This window comes from Pseudomonas frederiksbergensis, from assembly GCF_017114915.1.
GTDB lineage: Bacteria > Pseudomonadota > Gammaproteobacteria > Pseudomonadales > Pseudomonadaceae > Aquipseudomonas > Aquipseudomonas frederiksbergensis_I.
Map to the genome: position 1 here is coordinate 35,634 of NZ_JAAUOE010000025.1, position 18,034 is coordinate 53,667.

The 18,034-nt window shown below is 59.4% G+C and carries 14 protein-coding genes; 10 read left to right on the forward strand and 4 right to left on the reverse strand.

What is annotated here, in order from left to right:
* Window positions 1-24 precede the first annotated feature (24 nt).
* The 7 genes from HCU66_RS18040 to HCU66_RS18070 all read left to right on the forward strand — a co-directional run bounded on the left by HCU66_RS18040 (window position 25) and on the right by HCU66_RS18070 (window position 10,807).
* A complete protein-coding gene (locus HCU66_RS18040; protein WP_205889762.1) occupies window positions 25-654 on the forward strand; it encodes a LysE family translocator in 630 nt (209 codons plus the stop codon).
* Between the two features lie 186 nt (window positions 655-840).
* Window positions 841-2,523 (forward strand): fatty acid--CoA ligase, encoded by a 1,683-nt coding sequence (locus tag HCU66_RS18045; RefSeq protein ID WP_205889763.1) that lies wholly within the window; start codon window positions 841-843, stop codon window positions 2,521-2,523.
* 334 nt (window positions 2,524-2,857) lie between these two features.
* A complete protein-coding gene (locus HCU66_RS18050) occupies window positions 2,858-4,747 on the forward strand; it encodes a DUF1302 domain-containing protein (protein WP_205889764.1) in 1,890 nt (629 codons plus the stop codon).
* A gap of 28 nt (window positions 4,748-4,775) precedes the next feature.
* The gene (locus HCU66_RS18055) at window positions 4,776-6,140 is read left to right on the forward strand and encodes a DUF1329 domain-containing protein (protein WP_205889765.1); all 1,365 of its coding nucleotides are present in this window, start codon (window positions 4,776-4,778) and stop codon (window positions 6,138-6,140) included.
* A gap of 375 nt (window positions 6,141-6,515) precedes the next feature.
* Entirely contained in the window at window positions 6,516-9,254 is a 2,739-nt protein-coding gene (locus HCU66_RS18060; protein WP_205889766.1) for a winged helix-turn-helix domain-containing protein, read from the forward strand.
* 83 nt (window positions 9,255-9,337) lie between these two features.
* On the forward strand, window positions 9,338-9,979 hold the full coding sequence (locus HCU66_RS18065) for an MBL fold metallo-hydrolase (protein WP_205889767.1): 642 nt from the start codon (window positions 9,338-9,340) through the stop codon (window positions 9,977-9,979).
* Between the two features lie 105 nt (window positions 9,980-10,084).
* Window positions 10,085-10,807 carry a YiaD family glycine zipper/OmpA-like lipoprotein gene (locus HCU66_RS18070; RefSeq protein WP_205889768.1) on the forward strand — a complete coding sequence of 241 codons (723 nt, stop codon included), beginning with the start codon at window positions 10,085-10,087 and terminating at the stop codon, window positions 10,805-10,807.
* Window positions 10,808-10,937: 130 nt separating this feature from the next.
* Here HCU66_RS18070 and HCU66_RS18075 read toward each other — a convergent pair whose 3' ends face one another.
* Complete coding sequence (locus tag HCU66_RS18075) at window positions 10,938-11,372, reverse strand: Z-ring associated ZapG family protein (RefSeq protein ID WP_018930114.1); 435 nt, start codon at window positions 11,370-11,372, stop codon at window positions 10,938-10,940.
* A gap of 144 nt (window positions 11,373-11,516) precedes the next feature.
* Between HCU66_RS18075 and HCU66_RS18080 the strand changes: the two genes are divergently transcribed.
* The 3 genes from HCU66_RS18080 to zapE all read left to right on the forward strand — a co-directional run bounded on the left by HCU66_RS18080 (window position 11,517) and on the right by zapE (window position 14,726).
* The gene (locus HCU66_RS18080) at window positions 11,517-12,161 is read left to right on the forward strand and encodes an alpha/beta hydrolase (protein ID WP_205889769.1); all 645 of its coding nucleotides are present in this window, start codon (window positions 11,517-11,519) and stop codon (window positions 12,159-12,161) included.
* A 24-nt stretch (window positions 12,162-12,185) separates the two neighbouring features.
* Window positions 12,186-13,541 (forward strand): tryptophan--tRNA ligase, encoded by a 1,356-nt coding sequence (locus HCU66_RS18085; RefSeq protein ID WP_205889770.1) that lies wholly within the window; start codon window positions 12,186-12,188, stop codon window positions 13,539-13,541.
* Window positions 13,542-13,631: 90 nt separating this feature from the next.
* The gene (zapE, locus tag HCU66_RS18090) at window positions 13,632-14,726 is read left to right on the forward strand and encodes a cell division protein ZapE (protein ID WP_205889771.1); all 1,095 of its coding nucleotides are present in this window, start codon (window positions 13,632-13,634) and stop codon (window positions 14,724-14,726) included.
* Between the two features lie 68 nt (window positions 14,727-14,794).
* Here the strand turns inward: zapE and HCU66_RS18095 are convergent, their stop codons facing one another.
* The 3 genes from HCU66_RS18095 to HCU66_RS18105 form a co-directional block, all read right to left on the reverse strand.
* On the reverse strand, window positions 14,795-15,790 hold the full coding sequence (locus HCU66_RS18095) for an asparaginase (protein ID WP_205889772.1): 996 nt from the start codon (window positions 15,788-15,790) through the stop codon (window positions 14,795-14,797).
* A gap of 79 nt (window positions 15,791-15,869) precedes the next feature.
* On the reverse strand, window positions 15,870-17,072 hold the full coding sequence (locus HCU66_RS18100; protein ID WP_205889773.1) for a threonine/serine exporter family protein: 1,203 nt from the start codon (window positions 17,070-17,072) through the stop codon (window positions 15,870-15,872).
* 16 nt (window positions 17,073-17,088) lie between these two features.
* Window positions 17,089-17,976, reverse strand: a complete 888-nt coding sequence (locus tag HCU66_RS18105) for a nitrilase family protein (RefSeq protein ID WP_205889774.1) — start codon at window positions 17,974-17,976, stop codon at window positions 17,089-17,091.
* Window positions 17,977-18,034 lie beyond the last annotated feature (58 nt).

Below are 18,034 nucleotides of genomic sequence, written 5' to 3' on the forward strand. Positions count from 1 at the left end.
TACGCTTGGCCAAAAGGAGCCCCCATGTACTGGACCGAGTTTTTGACCGTTGCCCTGATTCACCTGCTGGCCGTCGCCAGCCCCGGTCCGGACTTCGCCGTGGTGGTGCGTGAGAGCGTGACCCACGGTCGTCGTGCCGGGACCTGGACCGCGCTGGGCGTCGGCTCGGCGATTTTCCTGCACGTCGGTTATTCGCTGCTGGGGATCGGGCTGATCGTTTCCCAGTCGATCGTATTGTTCAACGCCTTGAAATGGGCCGCTGCCGCGTACCTGCTGTACATCGGCTTCAAGGCCCTGCGCGCACAACCGGCCAAACCTGCGGCTGACGACCTGCACCAGGAAGCGGGTGAGCGCACCGCTCGGGGCGCCTTCACTTCGGGGTTCGTGACCAATGGCCTGAACCCGAAAGCCACGCTGTTTTTCCTGTCGCTGTTCACCGTGGTGATCAACCCGCACACACCCTTGGCGGTACAGGCCGGTTACGGGGTTTATCTGGCCGCGGCAACGGCAGTCTGGTTCTGCCTGGTGGCGATGCTGTTCAGCCAGCAACGCGTGCGTGCCGGTTTCGCCCGCATGGGCCACTGGTTCGACCGGACCATGGGCGCGGTACTGATCGCCATCGGCGTGAAACTCGCGTTCACCGAGATGCATTGATCTCTCGAAACAGGCACAAAACCCCTACGGTCCATGTGATGGATCGCAAATTCCTGCAAGTGCTGGCGCAAAGCTAGCATTTGTACGGCTCTGCAAATCATACCTTTGGCTGATTTGGCTGGCGTTCAAGGCCTCTAGAGTGCTTAGCTTTAGCAGCCAAGACTGTGCAGTCAAAAAGGGACTCTTATGTTGCAGACTCGCGTTATTCCTCCCGCCGAGGGCGCTTACCAGTATCCGTTGTTGATTAAACGGCTGCTGATGTCCGGTGCCCGTTACGAAAAAACTCGCGAGATCATCTACCGCGACCAGTTGCGCTACAGCTATCCGACCCTGATCGAGCGGGTCGCGCGGTTGGCCAATGTGCTGACAGAGGCCGGCGTGAAGGCCGGGGATACCGTGGCGGTGATGGACTGGGACAGTCATCGCTACCTGGAATGCATGTTTGCCATCCCGATGATCGGCGCGGTGATTCACACCATTAACGTGCGCCTGTCACCGGAACAGATTCTCTACACCATGAACCACGCCGAGGACCGCTTTGTGCTGGTCAACAGCGAGTTCGTCGGGTTGTACAAGGCAATTGCCGGGCAACTGACCACGGTGGAGAAAACCCTGCTGCTGACCGATTTGCCGGAAAAGACTGCCGAGCTGCCGAACCTTATCGGCGAGTACGAGCAACTGCTGGCCGCCGCGAGCCCGCAGTACGACTTCGAAGACTTCGATGAAAACTCGGTGGCCACCACGTTCTACACCACCGGCACCACCGGTAACCCCAAAGGTGTGTATTTCACCCACCGGCAACTGGTGCTGCACACCATGGGCGTGGCGACCATCATGGGGGCCATCGACAGCGTGCGGCTGCTGGGCACCAACGACGTGTACATGCCGATCACCCCGATGTTCCATGTGCACGCCTGGGGCTTGCCGTATGTGGCGACCATGCTCGGGCTCAAGCAGGTCTATCCGGGCCGTTACGACCCCGAGTATCTGGTGGAGTTGTGGCGCAAGGAGAAGGTGAGCTTCTCCCACTGCGTGCCGACCATCCTGCAAATGGTCCTCAATGCCAAGGCGGCGCAAAACGTCGATTTCGGTGGCTGGAAAATCGTCATCGGCGGCAGTGCGCTCAACCATGCGCTATATGACGCCGCCAAGGCCAAGGGCATTCAACTGACCGCCGCTTACGGCATGTCGGAAACCGGGCCATTGGTATCCTGCGCCCACCTCAACGATGAACTGATGGCCGGCACCGAAGACGAACGCACCACCTACCGGATCAAGGCCGGTGTGCCGGGGCCGTTGGTCGAGGCGGCGATCGTCGACACCGACGGCAATTTCCTGCCGGCCGATGGCGAGACTCAGGGCGAACTGGTGCTGCGCGCGCCGTGGCTCACCGAGGGTTATTTCAACGAACCGCAGAAGGGCGCCGAGCTCTGGGCCGGGGGCTGGCTGCACACAGGCGACGTGGCGACCCTGGACAGCATGGGTGTGATCGACATTCGCGACCGGATCAAGGACGTGATCAAGACCGGCGGCGAGTGGATCTCCTCCCTGGACCTGGAAGACCTGATCAGTCGCCACCCGGCGGTACGCGAAGTCGCTGTAGTGGGTATCCCCGATCCACAGTGGGGCGAACGACCCTTTGCGCTGCTGGTGGTCCGCGAAGGGCATCAGATCGGGGCCAAGGAACTCAAGGAACACCTCAAGCCGTTCGTGGAGCAGGGGCACCTGAGCAAGTGGGCCATCCCGAGCCAGATCGCCATTGTTACTGAAATTCCCAAGACCAGCGTCGGCAAGCTCGACAAAAAGCGTATCCGCGTCGACATCACTCAATGGCAGGCCAACAACAGTACCTTCCTCTCGACGCTTTAAGCGTCATCTGGCGTGCCCGAAAGGGCGCGCCAGAGCCACCAAGCAAGCGCTTGGCTTGTGAAATCCGAATTTTCAGCCATCCTTGCCGTGCCGACATGTGTCGGACTGGCGAAAGGACTGTTCCAGAGTGGCCGGCAGCTGCAAATCACACTTTAGAGGGATCAAGCACTACTACCTGCTGGCTATAGTCCGCTCAAGGATTTTTAAGAACGGAGCACACGCACAAAACGGGGCGATGCAACTTTGGAGTGACTTCGGACCGCCTGGCTTCCGGTCACCCACAGCGTTTTTAAAAGTACTCAGCCATAACAATAATGCACATGGAGTAGCGTCGATGACATCAGTAAACCAGTTCTGGCGCCGGGCGAAACTGCCCCTGGCGGTCAGTCTTGCCTCTTCGCTCGCCGGGCCTGCATTCGGCGTCAGTTTCAACGTCGGTGAAATCGAAGGTCAATTCGACTCATCCCTGTCGATCGGCGCCAGTTGGTCTACCCAGAGCCCCAACAAGAATCTTATCGGCGTCAATAACGGGGGCCATGGCCTGTCCCAGACGTCCGATGACGGTCACAACAACTTCAAGAGCGGTGAAACTTTCTCGAAGATCTTCAAGGGTATCCATGACCTTGAATTGAAATACGGCGACACCGGCGTCTTCGTTCGGGGCAAATACTGGTATGACTTCGAACTCAAGGATGAAAGCCGCGAGTTCAAGGACATCAGCGACAGCAACCGCAAGGAAGGCGCCAAGTCCGCCGGCGGCCAGATCCTCGATGCCTTCGTCTACCACAACTACTCCATTGCCGATCAGCCGGGTTCCGTGCGCTTGGGCAAGCAGGTCGTGAGCTGGGGTGAAAGTACTTTCATCGGCGGTGGTATCAACTCGATCAACCCGATCGACGTGTCCGCGTTCCGTCGTCCAGGTGCCGAGGTCAAGGAAGGTCTGATCCCGGTCAACATGTTCTACGTGTCCCAGAGCCTCACCGACAACCTGTCGGCCGAAGCCTTCTATCAACTGGAATGGGACCAGACCGTCGTCGATAACTGCGGCACCTTTTTCTCCCAGCCCGACATCATTGCCGACGGATGCGACAACAACCTGCGGGTGCTGAACAAGCGCTCGACCATTCCGGCCATCGCCCTGGGCCCATTGGCCGCGGCGGGCGTCGATGTCAACGAAGAAGGTGTGCTGGTGCGCCGTGGCCCCGACCGCGATGCGCGGGACAGCGGCCAGTGGGGCGCGTCCTTGAAGTACATGTTCGAACCGCTCGACACCGAGTTCGGCGCGTACTTCATGAACTACCACAGCCGCGCGCCGATCTTCAGCGCCACCGGTGCTCCGCAATCGATCTACAACGGCGTGGCGGCATTGCCGGCGGCGTTCCGCGCGCTGGGGCCACTGGTGGTCGCGGGTAACTCCCAGTACTTCGTCGAGTACCCGGAAGACATCCGCCTCTACGGCCTGAGCTTCTCCACCACCCTGCCTACCGGTACGGCGTGGAGCGGCGAAATCAGCTACCGTCCGAATGCGCCGGTGCAGCTCAACTCCACCGACATCCTGTTCGCCGGCGTTCGCCCATTGGGCGGCGCTCTGACCAACGCTTCGCTGCTTCCCGGCGTACCGGGTCAGGATCTGCACGGCTATCGCCGCAAGGAAATCACCCAGTTCCAGACCACCCTCACGCACTTCTTCGATCAGGTCATGGGCGCCAGCCGTATGACCCTGGTGGGCGAAGTGGGCGTGACCCATGTCGGCGGCCTGGAAAGCAGTTCGGAGATCCGTTATGGCCGTGACCCGGTCTATGGGCCTGGCGAACTGCCGTCCACCGGTGGCCTCGATACCTGTTCGGCGATCCTCAACACCAGCACCATCAACGGTGCCGGCGCCGGTGCCGCTACCAACAACCGCAGCCGCAATTGCGAAGACGAGGGCTTTACCACGGCGATGTCGTGGGGTTATCGCGCTCGTGCCATCTGGGAATACAACGACGTCTTCGCGGGTGTGAACCTCAAGCCGAACGTGGCCTGGTCCCACGACGTGAGCGGTTACTCGCCTGGCCCTGGCGGCAACTTCGAGGAAGGTCGCAAAGCGGTGAGCCTGGGGCTCGATGCCGAATACCAGAACACCTACACCGCAAGCCTGGCGTACACCAACTTCTTCGACGGCAAGTACACCACCGTGGATGACCGCGACTTCGTTGCGCTCAGCTTCGGCGTGAACTTCTAAGCACTGTATTTTCAGGACGAACACATTTATGAAAATAACAAAGAGTCTGTTCCACGTTGGCGTTCTGGGGCTTTCGCTGCTGGCGACCAGTGTCATGGCAGCGGTCCCCGCGGCCGAAGCGGACAAGTTGGGCAAGAGCCTGACCCCGATGGGCGCCGAGATGGCGGGTAACGCCGATGGTTCGATCCCGGCCTGGAAACCCATGCCGAAAAACGCCGGTTCCGTGGACAGCAAGGGTTTCCTGGCTGATCCGTTCCCGAGTGAAAAACCGCTGTTCACCATCACCGCGCAGAACGTCGACCAGTACAAGGACAAGCTCGCGCCGGGTCAGTATGCGATGTTCAAGCGCTACCCGGAAACCTTCAAGATGCCGGTCTACCCGTCCCATCGCGGTGCCACCGTGCCGGATGACGTGTTTGCCTCCATCAAGAAGAACGCTACCAACACTAACCTGGTGTCCGGCGGCAACGGTCTGGAGAACTTTGAAACCGCGATCCCGTTCCCGATTCCGAAAAGCGGCGTTGAAGTCATCTGGAACCATATCACCCGTTATCGCGGCGGCAGTGTGACCCGTCTGTTAACCCAGGCCACACCGCAGCCGAACGGCTCGTTCAGCCTTGTGTACTTCGAGGACCAGTTCGTGTTCCGCGACAAGATGAAGGATTACGACCCGAAAAATCCGGGCAATATCCTGTTCTACTTCAAGCAGAAAGTGACCGCGCCGGCGCGTCTGGCCGGTGGTGTGCTGCTGGTACACGAAACCCTCGACCAGGTTAAAGAACCGCGTTCGGCGTGGGTCTACAATGCCGGGCAACGCCGTGTACGTCGTGCGCCGCAAGTGTCCTATGACGGGCCGGGTACCGCTGCCGACGGCCTGCGTACCTCTGACAACCTGGACATGTACAACGGTGCACCGGATCGCTACGACTGGAAACTCGAAGGCAAGAAAGAGATGTACATCGCCTCCAACAGCCACAAGCTCGATTCGCCACAGCTGAAGTACGCCGACATCATCAAGGCTGGTCACATCAATCAGGACCTGACTCGCTATGAACTGCGTCGGGTCTGGCATGTAGTCGCGACCCTGAAGGAAGGTCAGCGTCACATTTACGCCAAACGTGACTTCTACATCGACGAAGACACCTGGCAGGCGGCTGTGGTCGACCACTACGACGGTCGCGGGCAACTGTGGCGTGTCGCCGAGGCTCACTCCGAGAACTACTACGACAAGCAAGTGCCGTGGTACGCCCTCGAAACCCTGTACGACCTGCAGTCGGGCCGCTACCTGGCGCTGGGCATGAAGAACGAAGAAAAGTCGGCGTATAACTTCGGCTTCACCGCTAGCACCGCCGACTTCACCCCGGCTGCTTTGCGTCAGGAAGGCGTTCGCTAATACGTTGTAAATCGAGGCCGCATCCTCGAAAAACGCCCCGACTGGTTCGGGGCGTTTTTTTTGGACGTTCATAAAGACCGTTGTAGCAGCTGCCGAGCCCGCGAGGCTGCGTTCGGCTGCGCAGCAGTCGTGAATCCGGCTGACGCGGTCTGCCTGATCTACCGCAAGTTATGGTTTTACGACTGCTGCGCAGCCGAACGCAGCCTCGCAGGCTCGGCAGCTGCTACTAGTCCGGCGTGGCTGTCCGGTTTACCGACACTTTTGTTCGTAGTCTTTTTGTAGCCATTTGTAGCAAGAACCTTCAATAGCTCTTCGTTTACCGCTAGGCTGCGGACATCTGCACGCCGCCATCAGCCTTTCAAACAAGAGCCGGCCATGACTGATCTGTCCCCACTTCCGGGCCCTGCAAGCGTTGCCGTCGTCGCATTGGACGGGCGCTTTTTCCGGCCTCCGCTGCCCGCCGGCCATGTGCTGCGGCCGCGTTTGTGCGAGCGCCTGAGCGCCGGCCTCGGTGGCAGGCTGTTACTGGTCAGCGCGCCGGCAGGGTTCGGCAAGAGTTCATTGGCGGTCGAGTTTTGTCAGGGGCTGCCGGATCACTGGCAAAGCCTGTGGCTCGGCTTAAGTCCGCGGGACAGCGATCCCGGCCGTTTTCTTGAGCGTTTGCTCGAAGGCCTTCAAGACTATTTTCCCAGATTGGGCACCCAGGCGCTGGGGCTGCTGAAAATGCGCCAACGTCATCAGCCGTTCGCCTTCGAAGAATGGCTGGACGGTTTGCTCGATGAGCTGGCGGTGCACCTTTCACCCAGCACGCCGCTGCTGCTGGTGCTTGATGACTATCATCTGGCCCAGGGCCCGGTGCTTGATCGTTGCCTGCAATTCTTCCTCAATCATTTGCCCGATGGCCTGCTGGTCATGGTCACCAGTCGGCAGCGTCCGGACTGGCATCTGGCACGCCTGCGACTGTCGCGGCAACTGCTCGAGTTGCATGAGCAGGACCTTCGACTGACTCACGATGAGGCCGTGAGCCTGCTTGATCGACACAGTATTTCACTGCGTGGCGAGGCACTGGAGAGTTTGATCCAGCGCAGCGAAGGCTGGGTGGCCGGGCTGCGCTTCTGGCTGCTGGCAGCCTCCGAGGCGGGCAGCGAGGGCGCATTGCCCCAGTCGCTGTACGGTGGGGAAGGGCTGATTCGCGATTATTTGCTCGAAGAAGTCATCGATAGCCTGCCCGCCGAGGTGCAGTCGTTCCTGTACGACACCGCGCCTCAGGAACGTTTTTGCAGCGAGCTGTGCGACGCCGTGCGCGAAGCCCATGACAGCGCCGAGATCCTGCGTTTCCTGCTGGCGCATCAGGTGTTTCTGGTGCCGCTGGACGAACACGGTCACTGGTATCGCTATCATCACCTGTTTTCCGATCTGCTGCGCAGCCGGCCCACCGTCCAGACGATGGTGCCGCTGGCCAGTTTGCACCTGCGTGCCTGCCGCTGGTTCAACGCCCAGGGGCTGCTCGATGAGGCGGTGGAGCAGGCGTTGCGTGCCGGGCATCTGGATGTCGCGGCGAATCTGGTGCAAAACCTCTCCGAGGAACAGCTGCTGGCCGAGCAGAACGTCGGCATGCTGCTGCGCTGGAAAATGGACTTGCCCGACAGCCTGCTGATCAGCACGCCACGGCTGATCGTGCTCTACAGCTGGGCGTTGGGGCTGGCCTGTCAACTGGACGCCGCCGAGGAACTGGCCAGTCACCTGAGTCGCTTTCTGCCAGCCCCGTCAGCCACCGCACAAAAGTCCATGCTGGCGCAATGGCTGGCCTTGAGCGGCATCATCGCCCGGGGGCGAGGCAATCGAGAGCTGACGCTGCGCTATTGCACCGAAGCGCTGGAAAGTCTGCCGGCCAAACGCTATGGGCAACGCCTGATGTGTCTCTCGACCTTGTCCAACCTGGCCATTGCCGACAGCGACCTCTGGCGTGCGCGGGGATTGAATCGCGAATCCCTTGAGCTGGCGCAACGGGTCGGTAATCCGCTGTTCGAGGCGTTGGCCCATTACGACCGCGCCCGCGTGCTGCAAGCGCGCGGGGAGATCCTTCGTTCACTGGACGAAGTCCGCCAGGGGTTGCGGCGCTTGCAAGGCTTATCTGCGCAACGGTTGTATGCGGTGCGCGCGCGCCTGACCTTGTACGAGGGTTTTTTGCTGGCGCTGCGCTTGCAGCCCCAGGCCGCGCGGGCACGTTTGCTGGCGGGCTTGAGCGAAGCCCGGGCCTGTCGTGACATCAGCGTGCTGATCGGCCACTGCGTGATTGCCCGGCTGGAGGGCAACAACGGCGAATTCGCGAAAGCCTTCGCCGAACTCGCCGAAGCCGAGCGCCTGATGCACATCTGGGACGTCCCGCCGATCTATTACCTGGCGATGATAACCCTGGTCAAATGCGAACTCTGGCTGGCCCAGGGCCGCACCGATCTGGCCGAAGCCTGGCTCGCGCGACTGGGCCAGACCTACAACGGCGAGCACCCGGCGGCGCCCCCGGAATTCCATCCGCAACTGCCGCTGCACATTGAGCTGCAACAGGCAGTGCTGGACATGATGAAGGGCCAACCCATGCTCGCCGAAGGGCGCTTGAATGCGCTGCATGAACATGGTCAACGTAGTGGCCGACAGATGCTCAGCGTTATGGCGCTGAATCAAATCATCATTCTGTTGTTGGCGGGCGGACGCGAACCCGAGGCCCGCAAGGCGCTGGCCCAGGCTTTGGAAGCGGCTGCCGGAGGCGTTCTGCAACCGTTTGACCGATTGCTGGCCGAGCACCCGGACTGGCTGCGAGGGCAACTTCAACTCTGTGCGGCGACGGCCGTTTCACAGAATCTCTCGGAAAAACTTCCGGCCATGGCCTCCCGTCCGGCAGTGGAGTCATCACCTGTTGCCGAACAGCTCAGTACGCGTGAACTGGCCGTTCTGCGACTGATCGCTCAGGGGTGTTCGAATCAGGAGATCAGTGAGCAGTTGTTCATTTCGCTGCATACGGTGAAGACACATGCCAGTCATATCAACAGTAAATTGGGCGTTGAACGGCGCACGCAGGCAGTGGCTCGGGCGAAGGAGTTGGGGGTATTGGGGTAACCCTTTCCACGACGCACATGGGCGTAAATGGATTAAGGCAATTTGTGCCAAAATTGGCCATTCTTGTTTTCCGAGTGTGCCCGATGTCCCAGCAACCCACTCTCATCCGCGAAACCTTCCCCGTCGGCCCCCTCCAGTGCAACTGCACAATCATCGGCGACCCGATCACCAAAAAGGCCATCGTCGTCGATCCGGGCGGCAATCACGAACTGATCCTCGCGCGTCTCGACGCGTTGGGCCTGAAGGTGGTCAGCATCATTCACACCCACGCGCACCTGGATCACTTCCTGGCCTCCGGTCAATTGAAGGAGAAAACCGGCGCGACCCTGCACCTGCATAAAGAAGATCAGTTCCTTTGGGACAACCTGGAGATGCAGTGCCAGATGTTCGGTGTGCCCTACACCCCGGTGCCATCACCAGATCGCTGGCTGGCCGATGATGAAGAACTGGCCTGCGGATGTGGCGTGGCATTGCACACGCCGGGGCATACGCCGGGTTCCATGAGCTTTTGGTTTTCTGAGGCTAAGCTGCTGATTGCCGGTGACACGTTGTTTCGTCGCGGGGTGGGGCGCACGGATTTGTGGGGGGGCGATCAGGCAACGCTCGTGCGGTCGATCAAGCAGCGGTTGTATACCCTCGACGAAGAGGCAACCGTGGTGGCCGGGCATGGTCCGGACACCTGTCTGGGCGATGAAATGCGCGGTAACCCCTTTGTGCGAGCTTGAAAGGCTCTGATGGAATTTTTGTCGTTGCCAGTGATCCAACGCCCGCAAAGGTTGATTGCTTAAGTCCGTTGCACCACAGAATGCAAAAAAAGTAGGAGCTCCTCCATGTTCACCACGCGTCGTTTGATTGTTGTCGCTACTGCGGTGGCTCTGTTGTCCGGTTGTGCATCGCCGAACCCTTATGACAGCCAGGGTCAGGCCGATGGCAGCTCCACGGGCATGAGCAAAACCGCCAAATACGGTGGCCTCGGCGCCTTGGCCGGTGCGCTGGCCGGCGCTGCCATCAGTCACGATAACCGTGGCAAGGGCGCTCTGATTGGCGCCGCCGTGGTGGGGGCTTCCGCTGCCGGTTACGGTTACTACGCCGACCAGCAGGAGAAAAAACTGCGGGCCAGCATGGCCAACACCGGGGTTGAGGTGCAGCGCCAGGGCGATCAGATCAAGCTGATCATGCCGGGCAACATCACGTTCGCCACCGATTCGGCGAATATTGCTCCAAGCTTCTACCAACCGCTGAACAACCTGGCGGGCTCGCTCAAGGAGTTCAACCAGAACCAGATCGAGATCGTCGGCTACACCGACAGTACCGGCAGCCGCCAGCACAACATGGACCTGTCCCAGCGTCGCGCCCAGAGCGTGGCGACTTATCTGACCTCCCAGGGTGTCAGCGGCGCCAACCTGTCGGCACGTGGTGCCGGGCCGGATAACCCGATTGCCAGCAACGCTGATGCCAATGGCCGGGCCCAGAACCGCCGGGTCGAGGTCAACCTGAAGGCGATTCCGGGTCAGGAGTATCAGCAGCAGGGTCAGGTTCAGCAGTACCCATAAGGGCTGACTGAATCCGGTTGTAAAAAAGCCCGCCCGATCCTTTGCAGATCGGGCGGGCTTTTTTTTTGTTGTCTGCTTCGTCCTGAATAAGGTTTACACCTGTTTCAGGACTAGACAGCGCGAAACCTGATTACTTCTTCAGGCCGTAATGCTCATCGAGCATGCCCGGCGCGTTCGGGGCTTTGGGAGCGTAATCGCGAGGCGGTTCCTGATCGCGCGGTGGCGTCAGGCGTTCCCGTGGAGCCTGCACCGCGTCAGCGTGCAGGGCTGCCAGCAAGCGTTGGCGAGTCTGCTCGTCCAGGGCCAGGCGGTTGGCACCCTCGGCGAGATGATCCTGCACTTCCTGATAGCTCTGAGTCAGTTTCTTGACCAGGGATGCAGTGCTGTTGAAGTGGGTGACCACTTCGTTCTGATACTTGTCAAAACGTTCCTGAATATCATCCAGCTGACGTTGCGTGCTGCTCGGAGCGGCATTCGGCACCAGGCGAGCGATCAGGAATCCAATGGCGACACCCACAACCAGGGCAAGAGTCGGTAACAACCAAACTAAGAGCGAGTGTTCCACGAGTCCTTCCTCTATAAACGGCTTTGCTTTACGTTAACGGCTCGAACCTGCGCTGTATACCGCGATTCACTCGCAATAGATTGGCACAGACAATTGGCTAGACGAGTCGACCCGATTCGAGGTCACGGAGTTCCTTCCTTGCTTATGCGCGAAACCCCTGTAGTGATTGATGGCCCGGTGGGTCAACTGGAAGCACTTTATTTGAATAATGAGGGCCTGAACAATGAGCAGCCCCGCGGTCTGGCGCTGATCTGCCACCCGAACCCGGTGCAGGGCGGCACCATGCTCAACAAAGTCGTCTCGACCTTGCAGCGCACCGCGCGGGACGCCGGTTTGATTACCTTGCGTTTCAACTACCGTGGCGTCGGCGCCAGTGAAGGCACGCACGACATGGGCACCGGCGAAGTCGACGATGCCCAGGCGGCAGCCGAGTGGCTGCGGGCCAAACATCCTGAATTACCTTTGACCTTGTTCGGTTTCTCCTTCGGCGGTTTTGTTGCAGCCAGTCTCGGCGGACGCCTGGAAGCCAAGGGCGAACAGCTCGAGCATCTGTTCATGGTTGCGCCTGCCGTCATGCGTCTGGGCGATCAGGACCCACTGCCGCAACAAGGTACATTGACCCTGATCCAGCCGGAAACCGACGAAGTGATCGATCCGCAGCTGGTTTACGATTGGTCCGACGCACTCGATCGCCCCCATGAGCTGCTGAAAGTGGCAGAATGCGGACACTTTTTTCATGGCAAGCTGACCGATCTCAAGGATCTGATCCTGCCGCGTCTTTCGAATTGATTGCAGTCTGACAAGCGATTACCCATGACGACTCGTACCCGTATTCTTACCGGCATCACCACCACCGGCACGCCGCACCTGGGCAACTACGCCGGGGCTATCCGCCCGGCGATCATCGCCAGCCGTGACAGCAATGCCGATTCGTTCTACTTCCTGGCCGACTACCACGCCCTGATCAAATGCGATGACCCGCTGCGCATCCAGCGCTCGCGTCTGGAAATCGCCGCGACCTGGCTGGCCGGTGGCCTGGACGTGGACCGGGTGACCTTCTATCGCCAGTCCGACATTCCGGAAATCCCTGAACTGACCTGGCTGTTGACCTGCGTGGCCGCCAAGGGCCTGCTCAACCGTGCCCACGCCTACAAGGCGTCGGTGGACAAGAACGTCGAGACCGGCGAAGACCCGGACGCGGGCATCACCATGGGTCTGTACAGCTACCCGGTGCTGATGGCCGCGGACATCCTGATGTTCAACGCCCACAAAGTGCCGGTCGGCCGTGACCAGATTCAGCACGTGGAAATGGCCCGGGATATCGGCCAGCGCTTCAACCACTTGTTTGGCCAGGGCAAGGAGTTCTTTACCATGCCCGAAGCACTGATCGAGGAGAGCGTCGCCACTTTGCCGGGCCTCGATGGTCGCAAGATGTCGAAGAGTTACGACAACACCATTCCGTTGTTCAGCAGCGCCAAAGAGATGAAGGACGCGATTTCGCGGATCGTGACCGATTCCCGTGCCCCGGGCGAAGCCAAAGATCCGGACAACTCGCACCTGTTCACCTTGTTCCAGGCGTTCGCTACGCCAGCACAAGCCGACGAATTCCGCAGCGAATTGCTCCAGGGCCTGGGTTGGGGCGAGGCGAAGAATCGCCTGTTCCAGTTGTTGGATAACGAATTGGGCGAATCCCGCGAGCGTTATCAGCAGTTGATCGAACGTCCGGCGGATCTGGAGGACATCCTGCAGGCCGGCGCCAAAAAGGCCCGTGCCGTGGCCACACCGTTCCTCCACGAGTTGCGTGAAGCGGTCGGTCTGCGTTCTTTCGTTGCCCAGACCCAGGTCGCTGCCGTCACCAAGAAAAAAGCCGCGAAAGCCGCGCGTTTTGTCAGCTTCCGTGAAGACGATGGCAGTTTCCGCTTCCGTCTGCTGGCGGGCGATGGCGAACAACTGTTGCTGTCGCGCCACTTCGCCGACGGCAAAACCGCGGGGCAGGTGACCAAGCAATTGCAGTCCGGTCAGCCGCTGGATGTGCGCAGCGAAGACCTGAACTTCAGCGTCTGGCTGGAAGGCGAGTGCGTGGCCGACAGCCCGGCCTTCGCCGATAGCACTGCTCGCGATGCTGCGATCGACGCGTTGCGCGTTGCGCTGACACCGGTTCAGGAATAAACAACGGCTCGGTCCGATCAAGGGCCGATTGCCATTCCCACAGGCCGTCGCTACAGTGACGGCCCGTTTTTGTTGCCTTGCTAACGAATTATGACGCCCCTAGAACGATATCAAGCTGATCTGAAACGCCCGGAATTCTTCCACGATGCTGCCCAGGAAACGGCAGTGCGTCATTTGCAGCGCCTGTACGACGATCTGGTCGCGGCCTCGCAAAACAAACCGGGCCTGCTCGGCAAACTGTTTGGCAAGAAAGACCAGGTACCGGTCAAGGGCCTGTACTTCTGGGGCGGCGTGGGTCGCGGCAAGACTTACCTGGTCGACACCTTCTTCGAAGCGCTGCCGTTCAAGGAAAAGACTCGCACTCACTTCCACCGCTTCATGAAGCGCGTGCATGAAGAGATGAAGACTCTGGGCGGCGAGAAGAACCCGCTGACCATCATCGCCAAGCGTTTCTCCGATGAAACCCGGGTGATCTGTTTCGATGAGTTCTTCGTCTCCGACATCACCGACGCCATGATCCTTGGCACGCTGATGGAAGAGCTGTTCAAGAACGGCGTGACCCTGGTCGCGACCTCGAACATCGTGCCGGACGGTCTGTACAAGGACGGCCTGCAACGTGCGCGCTTCCTGCCGGCCATTGCGCTGATCAAGCAGAACACCGAGATCGTCAACGTCGACAGCGGCGTCGATTACCGTCTGCGTCACCTCGAGCAAGCGGAGCTGTTCCACTTCCCGCTGGACGCTGCCGCCCAGGAAAGCCTGCGCAAGAGCTTCAGGGCCCTGACGCCGGAATGCACGGCTGCCGTCGAGAACGACGTGCTGGTGATCGAGAACCGTGAAATCCGTGCCGTGCGCACCTGCGATGACGTGGCCTGGTTCGATTTCCGCGAACTGTGCGACGGCCCGCGCAGCCAGAACGACTACATCGAACTGGGCAAGATCTTCCACGCCGTATTGCTCAGCGGTGTCGAGCAGATGAGTGTCACCACCGACGACATCGCCCGCCGCTTTATCAACATGGTCGACGAGTTCTACGACCGCAACGTGAAGCTGATCATTTCGGCCGAAGTCGAGCTTAAAGATCTCTACACCGGCGGTCGCCTGACCTTCGAGTTCCAGCGCACGCTTAGCCGTCTGTTGGAAATGCAGTCGCACGAGTTCCTGGCCCGGGCGCACAAGCCATAAGCGTCTCAAAATAGTAGAGCGGTTCGGAAAGTAAAAAAGGCCTGCAATGCAGGCCTTTTTTGTGTGCGTCAATTTTGAAATCGGATGTCCTCTTTGAGGTAGCGCGCCAGCTCAGCCTGTCGCTGGCTGCCCACGAGCAGCCAAAGCAGAATCCTGGCTTTGCGCGGGCAGAGAAATCCAGCCATCAATGCATCTTTACGGATCAGATCCATTTCGCTGCCGATAAAACCATAGGTCGATTGAGCAGTGGAGCCGGAACCCGTCCGGGTCGCGATGATGACAGGGATTTTCTCTGCGATTTTTTCCAGGACGTCAGCCCAGCTGTCTGAGACGTGTCCTGCGCCGAAACCCGCGATCACCAGCCCGTCGTAGCCCAGTTCGAGGATGTTTTCCAATATCAACGTGTCGGCGTCGAATGATGCCTCCAGCAACGCAATCTTCTGTGTGGTCTGTCGTGGCAAGGGTAAACGCATCTGCCGGGTCCGCTGACGGAGATAGCGGACAGTGTCTTCCACGAGCATGCCTGCGGGACCAACGATGGGAGAGGAAAACGCCTGCAATGCCAATGAATCGGTCTTGCGGATGCTGCATGCCTGGTGAATCTGCCCGTTCATGACCACTTGAACGCCTCGTTGCCGGCTGTTCTCGGCGAGCGCGACTCGGCAGGCATCCAACAGGTTTGCCGGACCATCGGCTCCCGGCTGGGCGGCTGAGCGCATGGCGCCGGTAAGAATCAACGGTTCGTCGCAGTCCCATAAGTAGTCAAGGAATGTTGCTGTTTCCTCGAGGGTGTCCGTGCCTTGCGTAATGACAACGCCAACGGCGCCTTGCTCAACCTGGTACTTCGCCCAGGAAAGAACGCTAAGCAAACACTCGAAATTCAGTGAAGCACTTGGCAATAGCCCGAGTGTTTCAACGGTCACCCGGGCCAGTGTCGTCAGGTGCGGTATTGATGCCAGCAGAGTTTCACCGCTGAGGGTCGGGATAACACCTTCACCGGCAATCCTGGTTTGCATGCTCACAGTGCCGCCGAGTGCCGCAATGGCCAGTTTGGGCAGGTCCATGGGGTACCTCGCTTGTTTGTGATGAAAAGTGGCTGTACCCGGTTTTTGAGTCCGGAATACAGCCGGATGGCAGAGTGCGTCAGTGAGCGATCAGAAGTCCGATAAACGGAATGATCAGCAAGGTGCTGATGGCCATGGACAGTACATTTCCGATGTAGGCATGCATGTCGGCCGGCAGCCGTTTTGAAATCGCGCATGCCAAGGGGGGGGCAATCAGTGCCCCCAACAGTGCGCTTGAGGCGATGACCTGCCAACTGCCGCCGTACGTCAGAACTGCTGCCGGCACGACTGACACCAACGGAACGTAGGTGGGATACCAACCGCACAACATCCATTGTCGACGCCAGATCACTACCCCTAATGCCGAGGTCAACACCTGCGCGGCGATCAGTTGGGGCAGTAAGCCCGTGCCGTACACCGGGCTCGTCGGGTTCAAGGTGTAAGCCAGCAAGGCGCCTGCTATCAAGCCAAGGCTGGCCCATTCATTGCCAAAGAACGGCGCTTCCGAAAAGTCGGCCATTACCCGGCGCAGGCTCCAGACGAGGCCATAGTCGGGCGTTTTGGTGATGGCGGGAGCAGAGTCGGACGGCTTCGCGCAGGCTTCGGACTTCACCAGGCTCGGCAGATAACGACACAGAAGAAAGGCGATGACGCTGGCGACAGCCATGCCCGAGACATTCCCGATCACAGCTGGCAAACCCAGTGGATTGCAGGCGTAGTTGACGATCAACAGACACATCGGAGTGACGAACACCGCACCCATGATTGCGCCGTTGATCGTGACCTTCCAGCCGCCGCCAAACATCAGCACCATCGCCGCCGGCAATGAAACAAAGGCTGCAAACGTAGGTTGCCAACTGCTGGCTGTGACCGTCCATCCCCATAGCAAGTTACTCAGCAACAATCCAAGCAACGAGCTGGTGACGAGCCATGGCCATAATCCGCTGCCATAGCAAATGGTAAAGCCTTGCCAGGTTTTTCCCGTTCGATTTGCCCAGTAGGCCAGATAGGCTCCAGCCAGAAGCCCGATCGAAGCGAACTCGTGTTTGTAAAACGCAACCTCGCTGATGTCCCCCAGCACCCAACGCAACCAGGCACTTGGCTCCGGGAGGTTCGATACCATGTGACTGTAGTCTGGCCAATGGGCTGACCAGGATGACCGGTAGGTGAATGAAAGCCAGATGATCAGCAATGCCGTGCCGAGCACCAGCCAGATAATCGCAATATCCTGCGGTGACCTGGCAGCAAGCCGGTTTGCTGATTTTTCGTTTGTGGTGTCCATCAGTCATGCCCCCTGATCAGCGCGGCAGACTAGGATGCTGGGTATAACCGAGCATTTGATCGTAGAGATCTGCTCGACGATCGCGGTGCAAATCGTTCAAGTTGTTCCAGATGGGCGCGCTGCGCGAGCTGGTGAGATCGATATCGGCAAACAGGATTTCCTGCTTGTCTGCGGAAGCCACTTCGCCAATAGGCCAGCCATTTGTACCCGCGATCAGCGAGCAGCCCAGATAGCGTGCACCTCGCTCTTCACCGATCCGACTCGCCGCCGCAATAAACACGTTGTTAACGTGAGCGGCCGTCATCGTCAGGTACGAAGCCATGCACTTGCCGACGTCATCGAACAGAGGCGGCGGGGTCCAGACCCAGTTGTTCAGGCTGCAAATGATGTCCGCACCTTGCTGACTCAAAATACGTGGTACTTCCGGAAACCAGATATCCCAGCAGATCAACAACCCTATGCGACCTATCGGGGTGTCGAAAACCGGAAAGCCCAGATCACCCGGCGTGAACCACATTTTTTCCAGATTCCACAAATGGGCTTTTCGATACTTGCCGATAAAGCCGTCAGGCCCCACAAGAACGCCGGTGTTGAAGAGCTGCATGCCATCGCGCTCCGTCAAGCCAGCGACCAGATAAACCCTGTGCTGACGGGCGAAGTCCATCCAGCTTTGCACGCTCGGCCCGCCGGGAACCGACTCCGAATGTTCGAACGCATCCTGCCGATTGCTGAAGAAATAACCTGTACTTGAAAGCTCGGGCAGGACGATGAGATTCGCTCCTCCGTTCACCGCCTCCAGGGCCAGTTCCAGGCTACGACGCAGATTGTTTTCACGATTCTCCATGCCGACTTGTGGATCGAATTGCACGACTGCTACACGAACAGGGCTTGTTGGCTCGTTCATTCCCGAAAACCTCTTTTTATTGTTATTCACGCGGTTAAATTGCGTGTTCATAAGAGGT